This is a genomic window from Streptomyces sp. NPDC002044 (assembly GCF_040296725.1).
GTDB classification, from domain to species: domain Bacteria; phylum Actinomycetota; class Actinomycetes; order Streptomycetales; family Streptomycetaceae; genus Streptomyces; species Streptomyces antarcticus.
This window is the reverse complement of record NZ_JBEOXU010000004.1, coordinates 15,062-37,455: the sequence shown is the minus strand read 5'-3', so window position 1 is coordinate 37,455 and position 22,394 is coordinate 15,062. Positions and strand designations below refer to the sequence as shown.

Genomic DNA, 22,394 nt, shown 5'->3' with positions numbered 1-22,394 from the left:
GAAGTTCAGTGGGTCTCGGGGCGAAGGACCTTGGTCCGGAGAACCGACTCGTTCAGGTTCATCTGTCGGTCAAGCTCCTTGACGACCGCAGGCTCGGCCTGAAGGTCGATGACCGAGTAGATGCCCTCGGGCTTCTTCTTGATCTCGTAAGCGAGACGACGGCGACCCCAGGTGTCGACCTTCTCGACCTTTCCGTTGCCCTCACGGACGACGGAGAGGAAGTTCTCGATCAGCGGGGAGACAGCGCGCTCCTCGAGATCGGGGTCGAGGATGACCATCACTTCGTAGTGACGCATGTGGAACCCACCTCCTTTGGACTCAGCGGCCACGGTCGATCCGTGGCAGGAGGGTCGTGATGCGTGACGCACGGCATCCGTGAACAGACACCGCGCAGACCGTACAGACTACCCCGTCGACTCCTTCCGGTTGAAATCCGGCACCAGGAGGCCACAATGTGTATCCATCGGGTGTGCTCGGTGCTATGCCCCCGGCCGGTCCGGAGGCAGCCCCGCTGCACCGCTCTGCTTCAGCCAGGAGGTGCCTTCCGATGGCACAGGCCATGCGACGCCAGTCCTCCATCTCGCTCTTCGCGACCGACGGCAAGCCCCACCCGCTGCAGGACACCCTGATGGCGGTCACCCTCGTCCTCGGCGCCGTGGCGTTCGTCACGGCCTTCTTCGACCAGCTGCACCTGATCAGCTCGTGGACGGGCCTGATCGGCATCCTGACCGGTGCGTACGGACAGTTCATCTCCGTCACGACACGCGAGCGCTTCGCGCTGATCATCGGCCTTGGCGCGTCTGCCTTCGGCTTCTACATGGGGATGGCCCACGGCGGCCTCTTCGGGGGCTGGCTGGGCTGACGGGACGCCTCCGCGACAGGGCGCCGGCCGCGAGCCGGCCCGGGCCCCCGGCCCGTCCCCCAGATGGGTGGCGCCCCTGTCGCAGTAGGCTTCGCGCCATAGCCAGCGAAGCCGCCGGAGGAGACGCCCCGCATGAGCCTGTCCCTGAGGACCATCAGCCGAGAGCAGCATCTGGGTTATCTCCAGAGCCTGCCCTCGGCGAGCCACTGCCAGGTCCCGGCGTGGGCCGACGTGAAGAACGAGTGGCGTTCGGAGAACCTCGGTTGGTTCGACGGCTCCGGCGAACTCGTCGGCGCCGCGCTCGTCTTGTACCGGCAGCTGCCCAAGGTGAAGCGGTACCTCGCGTACCTTCCCGAGGGACCGGTCATCAACTGGTACGCCCCCAACCTGGAGGAGTGGCTCCAGCCGATGCTGGCGCACCTCAAGCAGCAGGGCGCCTTCACCGTGAAGATGGGCCCGCCCGTCGTCATCCGGCGGTGGAACTCGACCGCCATCAAGGCCGGCATCCAGGACCCCGACGTGAAGCGCCTGCGCGACGTGGAGGCCTCGGTCATCGAGCCCCGCGCGTTCGAGGTGTCGGACAAACTGCGCCGCATGGGCTGGCAGCAGGCCGAGGACGGCGGCGCCGGCTTCGGCGACGTCCAGCCGCGCTACGTCTTCCAGGTGCCCCTGGCCAACCGCTCGCTGGACGACGTCCTCAAGGGTTTCAACCAGCTGTGGCGCCGCAACATCAAGAAGGCCGAGAAGGCCGGTGTCGAGGTCGTCCAGGGCGGCTACGAGGACCTGCCGACCTGGCAGCACCTGTACGAGATCACGGCCGAGCGCGACAAGTTCCGCCCGCGCCCGCTCAGCTACTTCCAGCGCCAGTGGACGGCCCTCAACTCCGAGGACCCCAACCGGATGCGGCTCTACATCGCCACGCACGAGGGAGAGCCGCTGGCCGCCGCCACGATGCTCACCGTCGGCCAGCACGTCTGGTACTCGTACGGCGCGTCCGCCAACCACAAGCGGGAAGTACGGCCGTCGAACGCGATGCAGTGGCGCATGCTGCGCGATTCCTACGCGCTCGGCGCCAGCGTCTACGACCTCCGCGGCATCTCTGACACGCTGGACGAGAACGACCACCTGTTCGGCCTCATCCAGTTCAAGGTCGGCACGGGCGGCGAGGCCGTCGAGTACGTCGGCGAGTGGGACTTCCCGCTGAACAAGGTGCTGCACAAGGCGCTCGACATCTACATGTCGCGCCGCTGACCGCACCACATCCCCACCCCCACCACGCACCGCTGCATCACGCAGCTCCACAGGAGAGGTTCCGGACGGGCATGGCGCTCACGCTCTACGTCGACACCGCGCGCTGGCGTGCGCACCAGAAGCAGATCCAGGACCAGTTCCCCGGGATGATCCCGGTCTGCAAGGGCAACGGCTACGGCTTCGGCCACGAAAGGCTGTGCGAGGAGGCGACCCGGATGGGCGCCGACGTGCTGGCCGTCGGGACGACGTACGAGGCCGCCAGCATCAAGGACTGGTTCGGGGGCGACCTGCTGGTCCTCACCCCGTTCCGGCGGGGCGAGGACCCCGTCCCGCTGCCGGACCGGGTCATCCGCTCGGTGTCCTCGCTGGACGGCGTCCGCGGGCTCGTGGGTGCCCGGGTGGTCATCGAGTGCATGAGCTCGATGCGCCGCCACGGCATCTCCGAGCAGGACCTCGGCCAGCTGCACGCGGCGATCGAGGACGTCCGGCTGGAGGGCTTCGCCCTGCACCTGCCCCTGGACCGCCCGGACGGCTCGGACGCCGTCGAGGAGGTCATCGGCTGGATGGACCGGCTGCGCGCGGCCCGGCTGCCGCTGCACACCATGTTCGTCAGCCACCTGCGGGCCCAGGAGCTGACGCGGCTCCAGCAGCAGTTCCCGCAGACCCGCTTCCGGGCCCGTATCGGCACCCGGCTGTGGCTGGGGGACCACGAGGCGACCGAGTACCGCGGCGCCGTACTCGACGTCACGCGCGTCTCCAAGGGCGACCGGTTCGGCTACCGCCAGCAGAAGGCCGCCTCGGACGGCTGGCTGGTCGTCGTCGCCGGAGGTACCTCGCACGGGGTGGGTCTGGAGGCCCCCAAGGCCCTGCACGGCGTGATGCCGCGGGCCAAGGGCGTCGCCCGGGCGGGCCTGGCGACCGTCAACCGGAACCTGTCACCGTTCGTGTGGGCGGGAAAGCAGCGCTGGTTCGCCGAGCCGCCGCACATGCAGGTGTCGATCCTCTTCGTGCCCTCGGACGCCACCGAGCCGAAGGTCGGCGACGAGCTGGTGGCGCACCTGCGCCACACCACCACGCAGTTCGACCGGGTGCTCGACGCCTGAGTCCCGCCCGGTCACTTCTCGGGGTGCACGCCCCAGCCGGCCCGCTGTTCCTCCGAGGGCGCCGCGTACCGCGGCGCCCTCGTCGCGTCCGACAGCACGAAGACGTCCTCCGCGCCGTCCAGGACGCCGCCTGAGGGGTCGTCCGAGCCGTCCCGGCGTACGACGTCCCGGTCCGGCATCAGGATGTCCCGTACGACGATCCCGCACAGGTACAGCGTGGCCAGCAGGTGGGCCACGATGGCCAGCTGGTAGCCCTCCACGGGCAGCCCCTGGTGCTTGTCGCCGCTGCTCGTGTAGGCCAGGTAGAACCAGATCCCGAAGAAGTAGGCGACCTCGCCGGCCTGCCAGATCAGGAAGTCCCGCCAGCGCGGCCGGGCCAGCGCGGCGAGCGGGATCAGCCACAGCACGTACTGCGGCGAGTAGACCTTATTGGCCAGGATGAAGGCCGCGACGACCAGGAAGGCCAGCTGTGCGAAACGGGGCCGCCTCGGGGCGCACAGCGTGAGCAGCCCGATCGCGCCGCACAGCAGGAGCGTCAGCACGGTCGCGTACGTGTTGGCACCGTCGAGGGGGTTGCCCGAGCGCTGGGAGATCAGCAGCCACACGGAACCGAAGTCGATGGGGCGTTCCTGGCTGAAGGTGTAGAACTTCGACCAGCCGTCCCGGGCGAACACCATCACCGGCAGGTTCACCACGAGCCAGGCCCCGGCCGCGCCGAGGACGGCGCCGCCGAACGCGCGCCACTTCCCGGCCCGCCAGCAGAGGACGAAGAGCACGCCGAGCAGCAGCACGGGGTAGAGCTTGGCAGCGGTGGCAAGGCCGATGAGGACGCCGAAGAGCACCGTCCGGCCACGGGACCACGCCAGCATCCCCGCGGCGGTCAGGGCGATGGCCAGCAGGTCCCAGTTGATCGTCGCCGTGAGTGCGAAGGCGGGCGCGAGGGCGAAGAGCAGGGCGTCCCAGGGCCGGCGCCGGTGGGTGCGGGCGACGCACACGGCGATCACCGCGGCGCAGGCCATCAGCATGCCCGCGTTGACCATCCAGTACATCTGCTCGCGGTGCTGCATGGAGCCGCTGCCCGGGGTCAGCCAGGAGGCGATCTCCATGAAGAGGCCGGTGAGCACCGGATACTCCAGGTACTCCATGTCGCCGGGGAGCCGGTCGAAGTACGGCGTCAGGTTGTCGGCGAAGCCCCGCACGGCGTAGAGGTGCGGGATGTCGGAGTAGCAGGCGTGCGTGTACTGCGAGCCCGCCCCCCGGAACCACGCCCAGTCGTAGCAGGGCAGCTTCTGCACCATCCCGAGGGCGAACACGCCGATGGCCAGGAGCGCCACGACGCGGACCGGTCCCAGCCAGTGCCCGCCCAGCCGGGCGTAGCGGCCGAGCGGGCCGCCGATGAGCTCGCTGCCGGCCGCGGCGACCTCGTCCTGCTGGGTGGGCAGTACGGGGAGGTCCTCTTGCACCTTCGTCATGCGCTCATCCTGCCGTACGGGGCCGGACACGGGGGAAGGCCGCCGCACGGGGTGCGACGGCCTTCACGGTCCGGCCCGGGCGGCTGGGTCAGCCGTCCGGATCGCCGGTGGTCCATCCTCCGGTGACACCGCCCGGGCGGCCCGGCCGACCGCTGTTCGACGGGGACGGCCCGCCGGTGGCTCCGCCGTCGTTCCCGCCGTCGGCTCCGCCGATGACGCCGCCGTTGTTGGTGCCTCCGTTGTTGGCTCCGCCGTTGGCGCCTCCGTTGGTCGCGCCTCCGTTGTTGGCTCCGCCGTTGGCGGCGCCTCCGTTGGACGCCCCGGCCGCCGTGCTCGGGTCGCAGTACATCTGCCACGGCTTGCAGGAGGGCTTACCGCTCTTGGACGGCGTCGGGGACGGCGTCGGCGAGGGACTGGAGGGGGACGGCGAGGGAGACGCGGACGGGGTGGGAACCGCGGACGGCGTCGGGGACGGCGCGCCCGAGGAGTCCGCCTTGACGCCGATGGCCTCGGCCTCGGGGAAGTCCTTGACCGGCGCGTCCTTCAGCGCCTCGCGCATGTACTCGGTCCAGATGACGGCGGGGATGTCGCCACCGTGGATGGAGTCGGTGCCGCCGACGCCGTTCATGGACAGCAGCTTCTTGTCCGCGGAGTTCGGATCCGTGCGGAAGAGGGCCACGGACGTGGACAGCTCCGGGGTGTAGCCGACGAACCACGCCGACTTGTTCTGGTCGGTGGTGCCGGTCTTGCCCGCGGCGGGCCTGCCCAGCTTCTTGACCTTGGTTCCGGTGCCGTTCTTGACCACGTTCTCGAGGACCTTGGTGACGTTGTCGGCGACGTCGCTCTCCATGGCCCGCTGTTCCTTGGGCGCCTCGAATCCGGACAGCGGCTGACCGTCCTTCGACACCTCGCTCACGGAGAACGGCTCGCGGTGCGTGCCGGAGGCCGCGAAGGTGGCGTAGGAGTCGGCCATGCGGATGGCGCTCGGGGTGGAGGTGCCGAGTGCGAAGGACGCGTTGTTGTTCTTGTCCATCGAGTCCTCGAGGATGCCCGTGGACTTGGCCATCTCGCGGACCTTGGTGTGGCCGACGTCGAAGACGAGCTGGGCGAACGGCACGTTGATGGACTTCTCCATCGCCTCGTTGAGGGTGACGTAGCCGAAGGCGGTCGGGCTCTCGTTCTTCTGCCGGAACGGCTTGCCGTCGGCGGCGAGCAGCGGCCTGCCCTGTCGGTTCTTGATCACCGTCAGGTCGTCGGCCATGTACTTGCTGTCGACCGAGACGCCCTCGCCGTTCGAGTTCTGGGTGCCGTGCTTCATCGCGGCGGCCAGGACGTATGGCTTCCAGGTCGAGCCGACCGGGACGCCGATGGTGTTGGCGTTGTTGCTGAAGTACTTCTGGTCCCAGCCCGGGCCGCCGTACAGGGCCACGATCGCGCCGGTCTTCACGTCGACGGAGGCGGCGCCGAACTGCACGAAGGTGTCCAGCTCGGGGCGCTTCTTCTCGTCGAGGAAGTCGTTGCGGGTGTCTTCCACGGCCTTGACCAGGGCGTCCACCTTCGGCTTCTGGAAGGTGGTCTTGATCCGGTAGCCGCCCAGCGCCATCTTCTCGGCGCTGATGTCCTTGGTCTTCATCACGTACTGCTTGGCCGTCTCGACCATGTAGCCGATCTGGCCGGACATGCCGCGGGCCTGCGCCGACTCGACGCGGGCGGGGAAGTCCTCGGGCTTGTACTTGGCCCGCTCCTCCTTGGACATCCGGCCGACCTGGACCTGGCGGTCGAGCACCCAGGACCAGCGCTGCTTCGCCCGCTGGGTGTTGGCCTCGGGCGTGGCCGCGGCGCCGATGCCGCCGTCCGGGTTGTACAGGTTGGGACCCTTGAGGACCGAGGCCAGGAAGGCGGACTCGGAGGGGTTCAGCTCCTTGGAGTCCTTGCCGAAGTAGGCGCGGGCCGCGGCCTGGATGCCGTAGGCGTCCCGGCCGTAGTAGGCGGTGTTCAGGTAACCCGCGAGGACCTTGTCCTTCTCCTCGGTGACACCGAGCCTGATCGAGATGAAGAGCTCGGTGACCTTCCGCTTGAGCGTCTGCTCGGAGTCCAGGAAGTTGTTCTTCACGTACTGCTGGGTGATGGTCGAGCCGCCCTGCGTGGAACCGCCCTTGGCCATGTTCCACACGGCGCGGACGATACCCATGGGGTCGACGCCCTTGTCCGTGTCGAAGGACTCGTTCTCCGCGGCGATCACGGCGTTCTGCATCGACAGGGGGATCTGGTCGATGCCCACGATCTGCCGGTTCATGGAACCGCCGGTGGCAACCATCTGGGTGTTGTCGGCCCAGAGGAAGACGTTGTTCTGGGCTTCGGCCGCCTTGTTGGGGTCGGGCGTGCTCACCATGGCGATGCCGATGCCGGCTCCGGCCACGATGACCGCGAAGAAGCCCAGCACCGTGCCGCTGACGAGCTTCCAGGAGGGCACGAAGCGCTTCCAGCCGGCCCGGTCGGAGCGCGGGTAGTTGATGAGGCGCTTGTCGGGCCGGCCTGCGCCGCGCGCCGCGGCGCCTGTGCCCCGTCCGCGGCCCGCGGAACCTCTCTGGGCGGCCCGGCGCGCGTCTGCACGGCTGCCCTGGGGGGGCTGTTCTGCGTACGGGCCGCTGGGCGACGCGGTGGGCACGCCACGTCCGGCCTCGGCGCCCTGTCCCGGGCGCTGCGGGGCAGCCCGGCGGGACGAGGCGCGTCCACCGCCCTGGGGCTGCGGCGGTTTGCGGCGATGCTCGCTCATCGAACGACTACTCCTCGGGCAGGCGAGTGGCCTGGAAGCGGCGGGTGAATTCCGGTTCCCCCGGTGTCATGGCCCACAGACTACGCACGCTCAAAACCCGAACAGTGCCGAAGTTCACCCCAAATCAGGCAACTTACCTCGCACGAATTCACGATGTGACGCCGGTCACCATGTCGCCCCTTGTCGCCAGAGGCTGCTCGATCTATCGTCTGGATGTATCGAGTCGATACATCAGCTCGACATAATGACTCAGAGTCGGAGGAGGGGCAGGCGGATGAGCAGGCGCTCAGGCATCCTGGAATTCGCCGTCCTCGGCCTGCTTCGCGAATCCCCCATGCACGGCTACGAGCTGCGGAAGCGGCTCAACACCTCACTGGGGGTGTTCCGGGCGTTCAGCTACGGGACGCTCTATCCCTGCCTCAAGACGCTGGTCACCAACGGCTGGTTGATCGAGGAACCGGGCAACGCTCCGGAAGACGCTCTCGCCGCTTCACTCGCAGGGCGCCGCGCCAAGATCGTCTACCGGTTGACGGCCGCGGGCAAGGAGCGCTTCGAGGAGCTGCTCTCCCACACGGGGCCCGACACCTGGGAGGACGAGTCCTTCGCCGCCCGCTTCGCCTTCTTCGGTCAAACCGAGCGAGAAGTGCGCATGCGGGTACTGGAGGGCCGCCGCAGCCGGCTTGAGGAGCGCCTGGAGAAGATGCGCGCCTCTCTCGCCCGCACACGGGAACGCCTCGACGACTACACGCTGGAGCTGCAACGGCACGGCATGGAGTCGGTGGAGCGCGAAGTGCGCTGGCTGAACGAGCTCATCGAGAGCGAGCGGGCGGGACGGGACCAGAGAAGTCCCGGTCCGTCCGACGAAACTGCAAAATGAGGCCTGCATCTCGCAGGCCTCGTCCGAGAACAAACAGGGAGCAACCGGAATGGGTTCGGTTCGCGTAGCCATCGTCGGCGTAGGCAACTGCGCCGCCTCGCTGGTGCAGGGCGTCGAGTACTACAAGGACGCCGACCCGGCGGCCAAGGTCCCCGGTCTGATGCACGTCCAGTTCGGCGACTACCACGTGAGTGACATCGAGTTCGTCGCCGCGTTCGATGTCGACGCGAAGAAGGTCGGCCTCGACCTTTCGGACGCCATCGGCGCCAGCGAGAACAACACCATCAAGATCTGCGACGTCCCGAACGCCGGTGTGACCGTTCAGCGCGGCCACACCCTGGACGGCCTGGGCAAGTACTACCGCCTGACGATCGAGGAGTCCGCCGAGGCTCCGGTCGACGTGGTCCAGATCCTCAAGGACCGCCAGGTCGACGTCCTGATCTGCTACCTGCCCGTCGGCTCCGAGAACGCGGCGAAGTTCTACGCGCAGTGCGCCATCGACGCCAAGGTCGCCTTCGTCAACGCCCTCCCGGTCTTCATCGCCGGCACCAAGGAGTGGGCTGACAAGTTCACCGAGGCCGGTGTCCCGATCGTCGGCGACGACATCAAGTCCCAGGTCGGCGCCACCATCACGCACCGCGTGATGGCGAAGCTGTTCGAAGACCGCGGTGTCCGTCTTGAGCGCACCATGCAGCTCAACGTCGGCGGCAACATGGACTTCAAGAACATGCTCGAGCGCGACCGCCTCGAGTCGAAGAAGATCTCCAAGACGCAGGCCGTCACCTCGCAGATCCCCGACCGGGACCTCGGCGAGAACAACGTCCACATCGGCCCGTCCGACTACGTCGCGTGGCTCGACGACCGCAAGTGGGCGTACGTCCGCCTCGAGGGCCGCGCCTTCGGCGACGTCCCGCTGAACCTCGAGTACAAGCTCGAGGTGTGGGACTCCCCGAACTCCGCCGGTGTCATCATCGACGCCCTGCGCGCCGCGAAGATCGCGAAGGACCGCGGTATCGGTGGACCGATCCTGTCGGCTTCCAGCTACTTCATGAAGTCCCCGCCGGTCCAGTACTTCGACGACGAGGCCTACGCCAGCGTCGAGAAGTTCATCAAGGGTGAGGTCGAGCGCTAGTCGAGCCCAAGGGTCCTCCGGACACCTGGACTTAGGCTGTTCTTCCGCGGAGGGTCCCCGGGCAATGTGCCCGGGGACCCTCCGCGTATGTGACCCTTGCCCTCATGCCTGTCGTACGTGATCTGCGCGTACTCCTGCGCCTGAGGGATTTCCGCAACCTGCTCGCCGTACGGCTGTTCTCCCAGTCCGCGGACGGCGTCTACCAGGTCGCACTCGCCGCCTACGTGGTCTTCTCCCCGGAGAAGCAGACCTCACCGGCCGCCATCGCCTCGGCGATGGCCGTGCTGCTGCTCCCCTACTCGGTCATCGGCCCCTTCGCCGGGGTCCTCCTCGACCGCTGGCGGCGCCGCCAGGTCTTCCTCTACGGCAACCTGCTCCGCGCCTTCCTGGCCTGCGTCACCGGGATGCTGATCGTCGCGCACGTGCCCGACTGGCTTTTCTACGCCTCGGCCCTCTCGGTGACGGCCGTCAACCGCTTCGTGCTGGCCGGACTGGCCGCATCCCTGCCCCACGTCGTCGGTCCCGACCAGCTGGTCACGGCGAACGCTCTCTCACCCACCGCCGGAACGCTCGCCGCGGTGGCCGGCGGCGGGCTGGCCTTCCTCGTCCGCGTGCTGGCGGCCGACTCCGACGCCCTCGTCGTGCTCCTCGGAGCCGGCCTCTACCTGTGTGCGGCCCTGGTCTCCCTGCGCCTGGCCATCGGCCTCCTGGGGCCCGACCACCCTCCCGGCCGGCTCCGTCCCTCGGTCGCCGAAGGAATCGCCCTCAGCGTGCGGGGCATGGCCGACGGCCTGCGGCACCTGGCCGCCCGGCGCGAAGCCGCCCAGGCGCTCGCCGCCATGACCCTGATGCGGTTCTGCTACGGAGCCCTGTTCGTCATGCTGCTCATGCTGTGCCGTTACTCCTGGTCGGACAACGAGTCCGACGGACTGGCCCTGCTCGGCGTGGCGATCGGCGTCTCGGGAGCCGGATTCTTCGCGGCCGCCGTCATCACTCCCTGGCTCGTGGGCCGGCTGGGCACCCGCGGGACGATCAGCGTCTGTGCCGCGGGCGCCGCGGTACTGGTACCGGCGCTCGGCCTGTTCCTCACCCCCGGACCGATGCTGGTCGCGGCGTTCGTCCTGGGGCTCGCCACCCAGGGCGCCAAGATCTCCACCGACACGGTCGTGCAGTCCCAGGTGGACGACGCCTACCGTGGCCGCGTCTTCGCCGTCTACGACGTGCTGTTCAACATCGCGTTCGTCGCGGCGGCGGCGGTGGCCTCCCTGATGCTCCCCGTCGACGGACGCTCCGTGACCTTGATCCTCAGCGTGGCCGCCCTGTACGCCGCGACAGCGTTCCTCCTGGAACGGCGGGGGCGGCGTTTCACGTGAAACATCGCCCCCGCCGGCCCCCGCGCCCGTCGCTGTTTCACGTGAAACAGCGACGGGGGCCGTACCGCCTCAGGCTTGTGCGGCCCACCACTCCTTGAGGGCGGTGACGGCCGCCTCGCGCTCCATCGGCCCGTTCTCGAGGCGCAGCTCCATGAGGAACGCGTACGCCTGGCCGATGACCGGGCCCGGCCCGACGTCCAGCACCTGCATGATCTCGTTTCCGTCCAGGTCGGGCCGGATCGCGTCCAGCTGCTCCTGCTCCTGCAGCTGTGCGATGCGCTCCTCCAGTCCGTCGTAGGTCCGGGAGAGGGCGTTGGCCTTGCGCTTGTTCCGCGTGGTGCAGTCGGACCTGGTCAGCTTGTGGAGACGCTCCAGCAGCGGCCCCGCGTCGCGGACGTAGCGCCGCACCGCCGAGTCGGTCCACTCCCCGTCTCCGTAGCCGTGGAAGCGCAGGTGCAGCTCCACCAGCCGGGACACGTCCTTGATCATGTCGTTGGAGTACTTCAGCGCCGTGAGGCGCTTCTTGGTCATCTTCGCGCCCACCACCTCGTGGTGGTGGAAGGAGACCCGGCCGTCGCTCTCGAAGCGGCGGGTGCGGGGCTTGCCGATGTCGTGCAGCAGGGCAGCGAGCCGCAGCACGAGGTCCGGTCCGTCCTCCTCCAGGGCGATCGCCTGTTCCAGCACGATCAGCGAGTGGTCGTAGACGTCCTTGTGCCGGTGGTGTTCGTCACTCTCCAGCCGCAGCGCGGGCAGCTCGGGCAGCACCCGGTCCGCCAGCCCGGTGTCCACGAGCAGGCCCAGGCCCTTGCGCGGGTGGGTGGCGAGGATCAGCTTGTTCAGCTCGCCCTGCACCCGCTCCGCCGAGACGATCTCGATCCGGTCGGACATGGCCTTCATCGCCGCCACGACGTCCGGGGCGACCTCGAAGTCCAGCTGCGCCGCGAACCGCGCCGCCCGCAGCATGCGCAGCGGGTCGTCGGAAAAGGAGTCCTCGGGGGTGCCGGGCGTGCGGAGGACTCCTGCGGCCAGGTCCTCCAGGCCGCCGTGCGGGTCGATGAACTCCTGTTCCGGCAGGGCCAGGGCCATGGCGTTGACCGTGAAATCCCGCCTGACCAGGTCTTCCTCGATGGAGTCGCCATAGGAGACCTCCGGCTTGCGGGACGTGCGGTCGTACGCCTCCGAGCGGTAGGTGGTCACCTCGATCTGGAAGCCGTCCTTCTGCGACCCGACGGTGCCGAAGGCGATGCCGACGTCCCACACGGAGTCGGCCCATGGCCGGACGATCTTCAGCACGTCCTCGGGACGGGCATCGGTGGTGAAGTCGAGATCGTTGCCGAGACGCTCCAGCAGCGCGTCGCGGACGGACCCGCCGACCAGGGCGAGACGGAAGCCCGCCTGCTGGAAACGGCGGCCGAGCTCGTCGGCGACAGGGGCGATCCGCAGCAGTTCGCTCACCGCGCGGCGCTGCACCTGACTCAGGGCACTGGGGTTGTCTTCGTTGGCTTTCGGCACAACAGAAAAGGGTACGTGGCCCGCCCGGCCCGGGCTTCCCCGTTTTGTGGCCACCCCGGTACACAACCGCCCCGGGGCGGAGCCGATCATGTGGAGCAAGACGCGGCACTCGCGCACAGCGGGTCTCGTTACCATCAGTGGACGCACAGACGACGACCACAGACACTTCGAGGAACGGGCTAACGCGTGGCCGAGGCGGCAGAGATCCAGGGGGCGTCCCCCGCCCCTGTCCGGCGCCGATGGCTGCGACGGGCGGTGGTCCTGCTCGCGGGAACGCCCGTGCTCGCTGCTCTGATCTACTCACCCGCCCCCGAGGCCCAAGCGGCCCCGGGACCCTCGGTCGACGTCCAGCTGACGTCCATGACCCCCGCGGCCCCGGTCAAGGGCGACAACCTCACCATCTCCGGCACCGTGGTCAACAACGGCTCCGACACGATCACCGACGCTCACGTGGGGCTGCGGGTCGGGCCCGCGCTGGCGGACCGGGCCTCCATCGACGACGTGGCGGACCGCAGCGGTTTCCGGGCCGGCACGGACCCGGGCGAGATCGACCCGGCCTACGCCGTGAAGCTCCCCTCGCTGCCCTCGAAGGCGGGCCAGGACTTCACGCTCACGGTCCCGGTGAACAAGCTGGAGCTGGACGAGGACGGCGTCTACCAGCTCGGTGTGTCGCTGTCCGGGGCGACCGACCGGCGGCCCTCCGAACAGGTACTCGGCATCAAGCGGACCTTCCTGCCCTGGCAGCCGGATGCCGCCGCCAAGCGCTCCAGCCTGACCTTCGCGTGGCCGCTGATCGCCCACACCCGGGTGACCGCGGAGACCGGCTCCGACGAGCTGCAGACCCCCGTCTTCCTCGACGACTCGCTCGCCGCCGAGCTGGAGCCCAGTGGCCGCCTCGGCCAGATGGTCGCCCTCGGCAAGGACCTCCCCGTCACCTGGGTGATCGATCCCGATCTGCTCTTCACGGTCGACGCGATGACCAAGGGCTACCGGGTCCGCGGTCCGGACGGGAAGACCGCCCAGGGCAAGAAGAAGGCCGTGGCCGAGCAGTGGCTGAGCGCGCTGGAAGCCGCCGTCCAGGGCAAGAAGGTCGTCGCGCTGCCCTTCGCCGACCCGGACCTCGCCTCCCTGGCCCACCAGGGCAAGGACGTGTCGGGGACCCTGGGCCAGCTCCGGCCCGCCACGGACAAGGCGAAGGACGCCGTCGAGACCGTCCTGCACGTTCCGGCCTCCACCGATTTCTCCTGGCCCGTGAACGGCGCCATCGACCCGTCGATCGTCAACGTCGCCACTTCGGCCGGCGCCCACAACGTCCTCACCCGCAGCGACAGCCTCACGGAGAGCGGGGCCCTCGGCTACACCCCCTCCGCCGCCCGGCCCATCGGCGCGGGCACCACGGCGATCGTGGCGGACGAGGAGCTCTCCACCGCCTTCGAAGGCGACATGCTGCGGGCCGACAACTCCACCCTCGCCGTTCAGCGGTTCCTCGCCCAGAGCCTGGCCCTCAACCTGCAGAAGACCGACGAGCAGCGCAGCTTCGTCGTCGCCCCGCAGCGGATGCCGTCCGCCAGCCAGGCGAACTCCATGGCCGTCGCCCTGCGCAGCCTCCAGGCCGGGCGCTGGACCCAGCCCGGCGACCTCGAGTCCGCCGCCGCGGCCAAGCCCGACCCCGGCGCCGCCACCCAGGTCCCGGGCGCGGGGGAGTACCCGGAGGCCCTGCGCAAGCAGGAGCTGCCGGTGGCGGCGTTCGAGAAGATCCGCACCACGCAGAACACCCTCGACCACTTCAAGGTCATCCTCGCCGCGCCCGACCGCGTGGAGATTCCGTTCGGCAACACCACCAACCGTGAGATGTCCACCTCGTGGCGCGGACGCCCGGAGGAGGCCAGGCTCTACCGGGACCAGGTGCAGGAGTACCTGATCGGCCTGACGGAGAAGGTCAAGGTCATCCCCAAGTCCGACGCCACCTTGTCCGGCCACAGCGCCACCATCCCGGTCAGTGTCCAGAACAGCCTCGTGCAGGACGTCCACAACCTGGTCCTGCGGGTGAAGTCGGCGAACCCGACCCGCCTGATGTTCGGCGACGGGGGCCAGGACGAGCAGGAGGTCACGGTCCAGGGCGGGCACAGCCAGACCGTAAAGTTCATCGCGAACGCCACGGCGAGCGGCCCGGTCGAGGTCACCGCTCAGCTCTTCACCACGGACGGCGTCCCCTACGGCAAGGCACGCACCTTCACCGTCGAGGCCACCGAAATCACCCCCACCGTCATGCTCGTGATCGCCGGCGGTGTGCTCCTCCTCGTCCTGGCGGGCATCAAGATGTACGCCAGCCGCAAGCGCGTCGCGGCACGCGCGGCCGCCGAGGAGAGCACGCAGCCGAGTGACGAGTCCCCGGACACCGGACCGCAAAGCACCGACGGGTCCGGCACGGGTGAGACAGTGGACCGTTGAGCGACGCCGTGGCCGGTCGGCCTGGGGACGATGAGGTGGGGTTTCGATGAACGCGCCGTACGACGGTGACCGCGCGCAGGGCACTGGTGGGCCCGCGCCCAGCCAGGGCACTGCCCCGGGCACCCCGGTGCCCGGGCAGGTTCCCGCGCCCGCGCCCGCACCGGACCACGACCCGTATGTCCAGGGAGCCTACGACTACGACCCGTACCGGTCGCAGGACCTGTCGGCCCAGGACCCCGTCGCCGAGGTCCTCTACGACCGGGCCTCGCACCCCCCGCCGCCGCCCGGCACCTTCCAGGAGCCCGGCCCGCTCTACGCGGCCCCGTCCGCACCCTCGTACTCCCCCGACCCGCGCGTCTGGGCCCAGACGCCGCCGCCCGAGCCGGACGGCCCGTCGAGGCACCTCCCGTACGGAGACCACGCGACCACCACCCAGTTCGTGGGCGTGGACTCCCTCGTGACCAATGCCGCGGACCAGCAGCCCGCACCGGACGCCTTCGCGCACCTCTACCGGGACCAGGAGGCCGCCCCCCGCACCCCCGCGGAAGAGGCTCCCGTGGCGGCCCCGGCGCCCGCCAAACCGGCCGGGCGGGCGTCCAGCCTGCTCAAGTCCAGCGCGCTGATGGCCGCCGGCACGATCGTCTCCCGCATCACCGGGTTCCTGCGGACCCTGGTCATCGCCGGTGCCATCGGCGTCGGCACCTTCAACGACACGTATCAGATCGCCAACACCCTGCCCACGATGATCTACGTGCTGGTCGGCGGCGGAGCGCTCAACGCGGTCTTCATCCCCCAACTCGTCCGGGCCATGAAGAACGACAGCGACGGCGGACAGGCGTACGCCAACCGGCTGCTGACGCTCGTCGTGGTGCTGCTCGCCGCCATCACCACCGTCTGCGTGCTGGCCGCACCCGTGTTCATCACGATGATGTCGCCGAAGATCGCCTCCGACCCCCAGCAGATGGACGTCGCGGTCGCCTTCGCCCGCTACTGCCTGCCCACCATGTTCTTCATGGGCGTCCACGTGGTCCTCGGTCAGATCCTGAACGCCCGGGGCCGGTTCGGCGCGATGATGTGGACCCCGGTCCTCAACAACATCGTCGTCATCGCCACCTTCGGCGCCTTCATCTGGGCGTTCGGCGGCTTCACCACCTCCGGCGTCAACGCCACCACCGTCACCGCGGACGGTGTGCGCCTGCTGGGCCTGGGCACCCTGCTGGGCCTGACCGTCCAGGCCCTCGCGATGCTGCCCTACCTGCGCGACGCCGGATTCACCCCCCGCCTGCGCTTCGACTGGAAGGGCCACGGACTCGGCAAGGCGGCCCGCCTGGCCAAGTGGACGTTCTTCTTCGTCCTCGCCAACCAGATCGCCCTCGTCGTCGTCACCCAGCTCGCCACCTGGGCCGGCTCGGTCGCCGAGAAGCAGGGACACCCCGGTACGGGCATCACCGCCTACAACTACGCGCTGCTGCTCTGGCAGATGCCGCAGGCCATCATCACCGTCTCCGTCATGACGGCCGTCCTCCCCCGCATCTCCCGCTCGGCCCACGACGGTGACGCCGCGGCCGTCCGCGACGACATCTCGTACGGGCTGCGCACCTCCGCCGTCGCGATCGTGCCCTGCGCCTTCGCGTTCCTCGCGCTCGGCGTCCCCATGGCGACCCTGCTCTACGCGGGCTCCGGCTCCGGCGCCCAGAACATCGGCTACGTCCTGATGGCCTTCGGCCTCGGACTGATCCCGTACTCCGTCCAGTACGTCGTCCTGCGCGGCTTCTACGCCTACGAGGACACCCGGACGCCCTTCTACAACACGGTCATCGTGGCCGCCGTCAACGCGGCGGGCTCCGCGGCCTCCTTCTTCGTCCTCCCCGCCCGCTGGGCCGTCGTCGGCATGGCCGGCGCCTACGGGCTCGGCTACGCCGTCGGCGTCGGCGTCGCCTGGCGCCGACTGCGCAACCGGCTCGGCGGTGACCTCGACGGCGCCCACGTGATGCGTACCTACGCCCGCCTCACCGGCGCGTGCGTCCCCGCCGCCGCGGTCGCGGGGGCAGCCGCCTACGGAGTCACCCAGTGGCTCGGCAGCGGCGTCACCGGCTCGGCCGCCGCCCTGGTCGCCGGGGGAATCGCCCTGGCGGCGGTGTTCCTCATCGCCGCCAAGCGGATGCGGATCGAAGAGCTCAACGCGATGGTCGGAATGGTCCGCGGACGTTTGGGGCGCTGATGCGCACAACCGTCGGACCCCATCGCGTGTCGTGCATAGCGTCGGACTGTGGGCACAATTGGCATGGCTTCGCAGACTGGCCTACAGCGCGCAACGGATGGGGAGGCGGAACCGACGGTGGCGGAACGTAGCACGGCTGCCGTCGACGTGGCCGACAACAGCGGCGAAGAGCCGCTGGCCGCAGATGCGGCCAAGGCCACGGCCGACGGGGTGGACACCCAGAACGGACGAGCCGCGGGCGGACCTGTGCTCGAAAAGGACGGCGACCGGATCAGCGCGGCCCCCGCGGCCGCCCCCGAACTCCACAGCGGCCACAAGCTCGCCAGACGCTACCGCCTCGAGGAATGCGTCACCCGTGTGGACGGATTCAGCAGCTGGCGTGCGATGGACGAGAAGCTGCGCCGGGCCGTGGGCGTTCACCTGCTGCCCGCCGACCACCCGCGGGCCCGCTCCGTGCTGGCAGCGGCCCGTTCCTCGGCCCTCCTCGGCGACCCCCGGTTCGTCCAGGTCCTCGACGCCGTGGAGGAGAACGACCTCGTCTACGTCGTCCACGAGTGGCTGCCCGACGCCACCGAGCTCACCGCCCTGCTGGCCGCCGGCCCGCTGGAGGCCCACGAGGCATACCAGCTGGTCAGCCAGATCTCGCAGGCGATGACCGCCGCGCACCGCGAGGGCCTCGCCCATCTGCGGCTGACGCCGAGCGCCATACTGCGAACCTCCTCGGGCCAGTACCGCATCCGCGGCCTCGCCGTGAACGCCGCCCTGCGCGGCATCACCAGCGAGACCCCGCAGCGCGCCGACACCGAGGCCATCGGGGCGCTCCTGTACGCCGCCCTGACCCAGCGCTGGCCCTACGAGAACGACGCCTACGGCCTCACCGGCCTGCCCAAGGGCGTGGGCCTGATCGCACCCGACCAGGTGCGCGCGGGCGTCCACCGCAGTCTGGGCGAGCTGGCCATGCGCGCGCTCGCCAACGACGGGGCGACCGCCTCGCGCCAGGAACCCGCCTGCACCACACCCGAGGAACTGGCCAAGGCCGTCGCCGCGATGCCCCGCATCCGGCCGCCGGAGCCCACCTTCACCGCTCCGCCCGAATACCAGCACACGACGTACCAGCAGGGCAGCTACGGCCGGCCCACGCCTTCCGGCGTACCCGCCTCCCCGACTGTCGTGGTCGTCCCGCCGCCCCCGCTGCAGAGCCGTACCGGCCGGGCTCTGAAGTGGGGCGTCGCCGCTCTGCTGATCGCCGCGCTCGGACTGGGCAGCTGGCAGCTCGCCGACACGCTCCTGGACCACAGGAGCCAGAGCGACACCGGCACCACCCAGGACGACGAGCCCGACAAGCCCGGCGACGACCCGAAGGCCGCACCGGTCCCGCTCCCCGTCAGGGACGCCGCGGAGTACTTCCCGGACGGGGTCGCGCAGAACGCCGAGGACGTCGCGAACAGCTACGACAACGACCCCGCGTCGTACTGGCGGACCAAGCGCTACAACGACGGTCCCGAGATGGACACCTCCTTCAAGGCGGGCGTCGGCATCGCCTACGACCTGGGCTCCGAGCAGGGGGTCAACGCCGCGTCGATAGCGTTCCAGTTCGGTGGCGACCACACCACGGCCACCCTCTACGCTGCCGACAGCCTGTCGTCGGCTACGCCGGTCAGTGCCATGCGGAAGATCGCCACCGGCAAGACCTCCGGAAAGAAGCTCGACCTCGCCACCGAGACGCCGGTCAATACGCGCTACGTGGTCCTGTGGATCACCGCCATGCCGAAGTCCGACGCCTATGAATTCAGCGGGGCCGGCTACAAGCAGGCCATCACGAACGTTTCGTTCTCGCGCATTTCATAGCGGCCGGAGCATACGGAAAAGAAATTCGGGGCTGTGGGAACGGTATTCCCACAGCCCCGCGGTGCGACCGCTGCGGAGCGGGGCGGCTCCCCGAACCCGTCCTGGACTCCGCTTCCTTGGTGGCGACGCCTCGCACGGCCGAACCGATGGCGGGTTCCGACCCACCGCCCGAGGGCATAAGAGACGGCGGCCGCATTTCCCGCAAGCACCCTCGGCCGACGGTCCGGAACACGGGACGATCATGACTGAAATGCCCGATTCCCGTCGTTTACTTTCAGCGGCAAACCCGATTCAATACCTGCACGGATCCGACCAGGGGAGGGGACTCATGAGGCCCGCCGCTGACGACCCCCGCACCGACCGGGACCTGCTCGCCCGGCACGTGGCCGGTGACCCGGACGCCTTCGGTGAGCTCGTACGGCGTCACCGCGACCGGCTGTGGGCCGTGGCCCTGCGCACCCTCGGCGACCGCGAGGAGGCCGCCGACGCGGTCCAGGACGCCCTCGTCTCCGCCTACCGGGCCGCGCACACCTTCCGCGGGGAGTCCGCCGTCACGACCTGGCTGCACCGCATCACCGTGAACGCCTGCCTCGACCGCGCACGCAAGACCGCCTCCCGCAGGACCGCGCCCCTGGACGACACGGACCGCCTGGAGCGGCTCCTGGAGCCCCATGAGTCCGCCGAGGCCCCCGCGGAGCGCGAGGACCTCCACCGGCAGCTCCTGGCCGCCCTGGGCACCCTGCCGGCCGAACAGCGGGCCGCACTGGTCCTCGTCGACATGCAGGGCTACCCCGTCGCCGAGGCCGCCCACATCCTCGACGTACCCACCGGAACGGTGAAGAGCCGGTGCGCGCGGGGCCGGGCCAAACTGGTGCCGCTCCTCACTCATCTGCGCACGAACGCCGGGGATAACACCGTCACCGAGCGGGGAAGGAACCGGACGCCGGGCACATCCGTCACACCAGCGGCAGAACCCAGGCATCCAGACCCAGACGCTGTGAAGGGCGGAGGTGGACGACCGTGAGCCCCACGAACGGCACGACCAGGCACCCGGACGTCTCGGAGATCTCCGACCTGGCCGAAGGACTCCTCTCCCCGTCCCGCACCGGCGAGGTCCGCCGCCACCTCGGCGCCTGCTCCCTGTGTGCGGACGTACGCACCTCCCTGGACGAGATCCGCGGCCTGCTGGGCACCCTCCCCGGCCCCGCCCGGATGCCCGCCGACATCGCCGGACGCATCGACGCCGCCCTCGCGGCCGAGGCGCTCCTCGACGCCGCGAAGCCCCCCGTCCCCTCCTCTGCCGTGCCCGGGACCGGCTCCGTGGACCACGGTGTTCCACGTGAAACACCGACCGGCGTGACCCCCATGACGGACGCCCGGCGACCCTCCGGTCACCCGATCGGCCCAAGCGGCCCAGGCCGCCGCGCCCGTCGCCGGATCGCCGTCATCACGGGCCTGGCCGGAGCGGCCGCGTGCGCCCTCGGAGTCTTCCTGTTCGCCGATCTGCCGGGCCCGCCCGCACAGCGCACGGCCGCGCGCGGCGACGCCGCGTCCTCGACGGCTCAGGCCCCCGCGGAGGACGGGACCTACACCGCTCAGGGCCTACCGGACAGCGTCCGCCGGCTCCTGGCCTCCGGCCCGGGCGCCAAGACGGCCCCTCAGGAGCAGAACAACACCTACGGGATGGAGAACACCTCTCCGGGCCCCGGGGTCGCGGGCAGCGGCGACCGCGTGGCCGCCACCGTCCCCGCGTGTGTCCAGAACGGCACCGGCCGCCCCGATACCCCACTCGCGGCCGAACGCGGCAGCTACCGGGGGGCGCCGGTCTACCTCCTGGTTCTCCCGCACCCGGGCGACGCCGCCCGGGCCGACGTCTACCTCGTGGAAACCGCCTGCGAGTCCGCCGGAGAGGCCGCCGCCGGGAAGCTCCTGATGTCGGGCACCTACCCGCGAAACTGACACCGCGGGATCGCGGCGCGGCCGGGGAATGCACGCGCCTTAGGATCCGTTGGGTGGGGTGAGAGTCCGCACCGGCCCCCGGTAGGCAAAAGCAGTCCGCAGAGACGAGGAAGAAACCCGTGAGCGACGTTCGAAACGTGATCATCATCGGATCCGGGCCGGCCGGTTACACGGCTGCCCTGTACACCGCACGCGCTTCGCTCAAGCCCCTGGTCTTCGAAGGCGCGGTCACCGCCGGTGGCGCCCTGATGAACACCACCGAGGTGGAGAACTTCCCCGGCTTCCAGGACGGCATCATGGGGCCCGACCTCATGGACAACATGCGCGGCCAGGCCGAGCGCTTCGGTGCCGAGCTGGTCCCGGACGACATCGTGTCCGTGGACCTCACCGGTGAGATCAAGACCGTCACCGACACCGCCGGCACCGTGCACCGCGCCAAGGCCGTCATCGTCACCACCGGTTCGCAGCACCGCAAGCTCGGTCTTCCCAACGAGGACGCGCTCTCCGGACGCGGTGTCTCCTGGTGCGCCACGTGCGACGGGTTCTTCTTCAAGGACCACGACATCGCCGTCGTCGGCGGCGGCGACACCGCGATCGAGGAAGCGACCTTCCTCTCCCGGTTCGCCAAGTCCGTCACGATCGTCCACCGCCGCGACAGCCTGCGCGCCTCGAAGGCCATGCAGGACCGGGCCTTCGCCGACCCGAAGGTCAAGTTCGCCTGGGACAGCGAGGTCGCCGAGATCCACGGCGAGCAGAAGCTCTCCGGCCTCACCCTGCGCAACACCAAGACCGGTGAGACCTCCGAACTGCCCGTGACCGGCCTCTTCATCGCCGTCGGCCACGACCCGCGCACCGAGCTGTTCAAGGACCAGCTGGAGCTCGACGACGAGGGCTACCTCAAGGTCACCGCCCCGTCCACGCGGACGAACGTCACCGGCGTCTTCGGTGCCGGCGACGTCGTGGACCACACTTACCGTCAGGCCATCACGGCCGCGGGCACCGGTTGCTCCGCCGCTCTCGACGCCGAGCGCTTCCTCGCCGCCCTCGCGGACGCCGAGAAGGCGCACGCAACGGTCTGACACCCGTACCAGCCCCCACCCCACACCCCGCAGGAATGAAGAAGGAGGCCGCTGTGGCCGGCACCCTCAAGAACGTGACCGACGCTGACTTCGAAGCCGAGGTCCTGAAGAGCGACAAGCCCGTACTGGTGGACTTCTGGGCCGCCTGGTGCGGACCGTGCCGTCAGATCGCGCCGTCCCTCGAGGCCATCGCCGCCGAGTACGGCGACCAGATCGAGATCGTCAAGCTGAACATCGACGAGAACCCGGCCACGGCTGCCAAGTACGGCGTCATGTCCATCCCCACCCTGAACGTCTACCAGAACGGCGAGGTCGCCAAGACCATCGTCGGAGCCAAGCCGAAGGCCGCCATCCTGCGCGACCTCTCCGACTTCGTGGAGACCAAGACCGCCTGAGTCACGGCAGTACGAGTCGAGACCGGCTGACGGTCACGATGTTTCACGTGGAACGGGGCCACCCCTGAGGCGGCCCCGTTTCG

General features: G+C 69.7%; 16 protein-coding genes and 1 pseudogene. 13 read left to right on the top strand and 4 right to left on the bottom strand.

The features are described 5' to 3' along the window. Positions 1-5 precede the first annotated feature (5 nt). The gene (gene rpsF / locus ABT106_RS01960) at positions 6-296 is read right to left on the bottom strand and encodes a 30S ribosomal protein S6 (protein ID WP_004950685.1); all 291 of its coding nucleotides are present in this window, start codon (positions 294-296) and stop codon (positions 6-8) included. A 251-nt stretch (positions 297-547) separates the two neighbouring features. On the opposite strand from rpsF, the gene ABT106_RS01955 reads away from it, so the two are divergent. From ABT106_RS01955 to ABT106_RS01945, 3 genes are all read left to right on the top strand, one after another. Then, entirely contained in the window at positions 548-862 is a 315-nt protein-coding gene (locus ABT106_RS01955) for a hypothetical protein (protein WP_351270865.1), read from the top strand. A gap of 132 nt (positions 863-994) precedes the next feature. Next, positions 995-2,113: a lipid II:glycine glycyltransferase FemX gene (locus ABT106_RS01950; protein WP_351270862.1), complete on the top strand. Its 1,119-nt coding sequence runs from the start codon at positions 995-997 to the stop codon at positions 2,111-2,113. A gap of 71 nt (positions 2,114-2,184) precedes the next feature. Continuing rightward, a complete protein-coding gene (locus tag ABT106_RS01945; RefSeq protein ID WP_351270859.1) occupies positions 2,185-3,216 on the top strand; it encodes an alanine racemase in 1,032 nt (343 codons plus the stop codon). Positions 3,217-3,227: 11 nt separating this feature from the next. Here the strand turns inward: ABT106_RS01945 and ABT106_RS01940 are convergent, their stop codons facing one another. Continuing rightward, positions 3,228-4,688, bottom strand: a complete 1,461-nt coding sequence (locus ABT106_RS01940) for a glycosyltransferase family 87 protein (protein ID WP_351270857.1) — start codon at positions 4,686-4,688, stop codon at positions 3,228-3,230. A gap of 88 nt (positions 4,689-4,776) precedes the next feature. Then, complete coding sequence (locus ABT106_RS01935; RefSeq protein WP_502979153.1) at positions 4,777-7,464, bottom strand: transglycosylase domain-containing protein; 2,688 nt, start codon at positions 7,462-7,464, stop codon at positions 4,777-4,779. Between the two features lie 274 nt (positions 7,465-7,738). On the opposite strand from ABT106_RS01935, the pseudogene ABT106_RS01930 reads away from it, so the two are divergent. The 3 genes and pseudogenes from ABT106_RS01930 to ABT106_RS01920 all read left to right on the top strand — a co-directional run. Further along, positions 7,739-8,338 (top strand): annotated as a pseudogene (locus ABT106_RS01930) (PadR family transcriptional regulator); the annotation flags it as partial. 52 nt (positions 8,339-8,390) lie between these two features. Then, positions 8,391-9,473 carry an inositol-3-phosphate synthase gene (locus ABT106_RS01925; RefSeq protein WP_351270851.1) on the top strand — a complete coding sequence of 361 codons (1,083 nt, stop codon included), beginning with the start codon at positions 8,391-8,393 and terminating at the stop codon, positions 9,471-9,473. Between the two features lie 104 nt (positions 9,474-9,577). Continuing rightward, positions 9,578-10,846 (top strand): MFS transporter, encoded by a 1,269-nt coding sequence (locus ABT106_RS01920; RefSeq protein WP_351270848.1) that lies wholly within the window; start codon positions 9,578-9,580, stop codon positions 10,844-10,846. 69 nt (positions 10,847-10,915) lie between these two features. Here ABT106_RS01920 and ABT106_RS01915 read toward each other — a convergent pair whose 3' ends face one another. Continuing rightward, on the bottom strand, positions 10,916-12,358 hold the full coding sequence (locus ABT106_RS01915; protein ID WP_351270845.1) for a CCA tRNA nucleotidyltransferase: 1,443 nt from the start codon (positions 12,356-12,358) through the stop codon (positions 10,916-10,918). Between the two features lie 186 nt (positions 12,359-12,544). Here ABT106_RS01915 and ABT106_RS01910 point away from each other — a divergent pair, with 186 nt between their 5' ends. The 7 genes from ABT106_RS01910 (at position 12,545) to trxA (ending at position 22,311) form a co-directional block, all read left to right on the top strand. Then, positions 12,545-14,809 (top strand): DUF6049 family protein, encoded by a 2,265-nt coding sequence (locus ABT106_RS01910; protein ID WP_351270842.1) that lies wholly within the window; start codon positions 12,545-12,547, stop codon positions 14,807-14,809. Between the two features lie 46 nt (positions 14,810-14,855). Continuing rightward, positions 14,856-17,030, top strand: a complete 2,175-nt coding sequence (gene murJ, locus ABT106_RS01905; RefSeq protein ID WP_351270839.1) for a murein biosynthesis integral membrane protein MurJ — start codon at positions 14,856-14,858, stop codon at positions 17,028-17,030. Between the two features lie 117 nt (positions 17,031-17,147). Further along, positions 17,148-18,878: a protein kinase family protein gene (locus tag ABT106_RS01900; RefSeq protein ID WP_351270836.1), complete on the top strand. Its 1,731-nt coding sequence runs from the start codon at positions 17,148-17,150 to the stop codon at positions 18,876-18,878. 328 nt (positions 18,879-19,206) lie between these two features. Then, positions 19,207-19,902, top strand: coding sequence for an RNA polymerase sigma factor SigM (gene sigM / locus ABT106_RS01895; protein WP_351270832.1), 696 nt, complete (start codon positions 19,207-19,209; stop codon positions 19,900-19,902). Next, positions 19,899-20,837: an RsmA family anti-sigma factor gene (locus ABT106_RS01890; protein WP_351270829.1), complete on the top strand. Its 939-nt coding sequence runs from the start codon at positions 19,899-19,901 to the stop codon at positions 20,835-20,837. The genes sigM and ABT106_RS01890 overlap by 4 nt, the downstream gene beginning before the upstream one ends. 119 nt (positions 20,838-20,956) lie before the next feature. Further along, entirely contained in the window at positions 20,957-21,916 is a 960-nt protein-coding gene (gene trxB, locus ABT106_RS01885; protein ID WP_351270826.1) for a thioredoxin-disulfide reductase, read from the top strand. 53 nt (positions 21,917-21,969) lie between these two features. Then, positions 21,970-22,311 (top strand): thioredoxin, encoded by a 342-nt coding sequence (trxA, locus tag ABT106_RS01880; RefSeq protein WP_351270823.1) that lies wholly within the window; start codon positions 21,970-21,972, stop codon positions 22,309-22,311. Positions 22,312-22,394 lie beyond the last annotated feature (83 nt).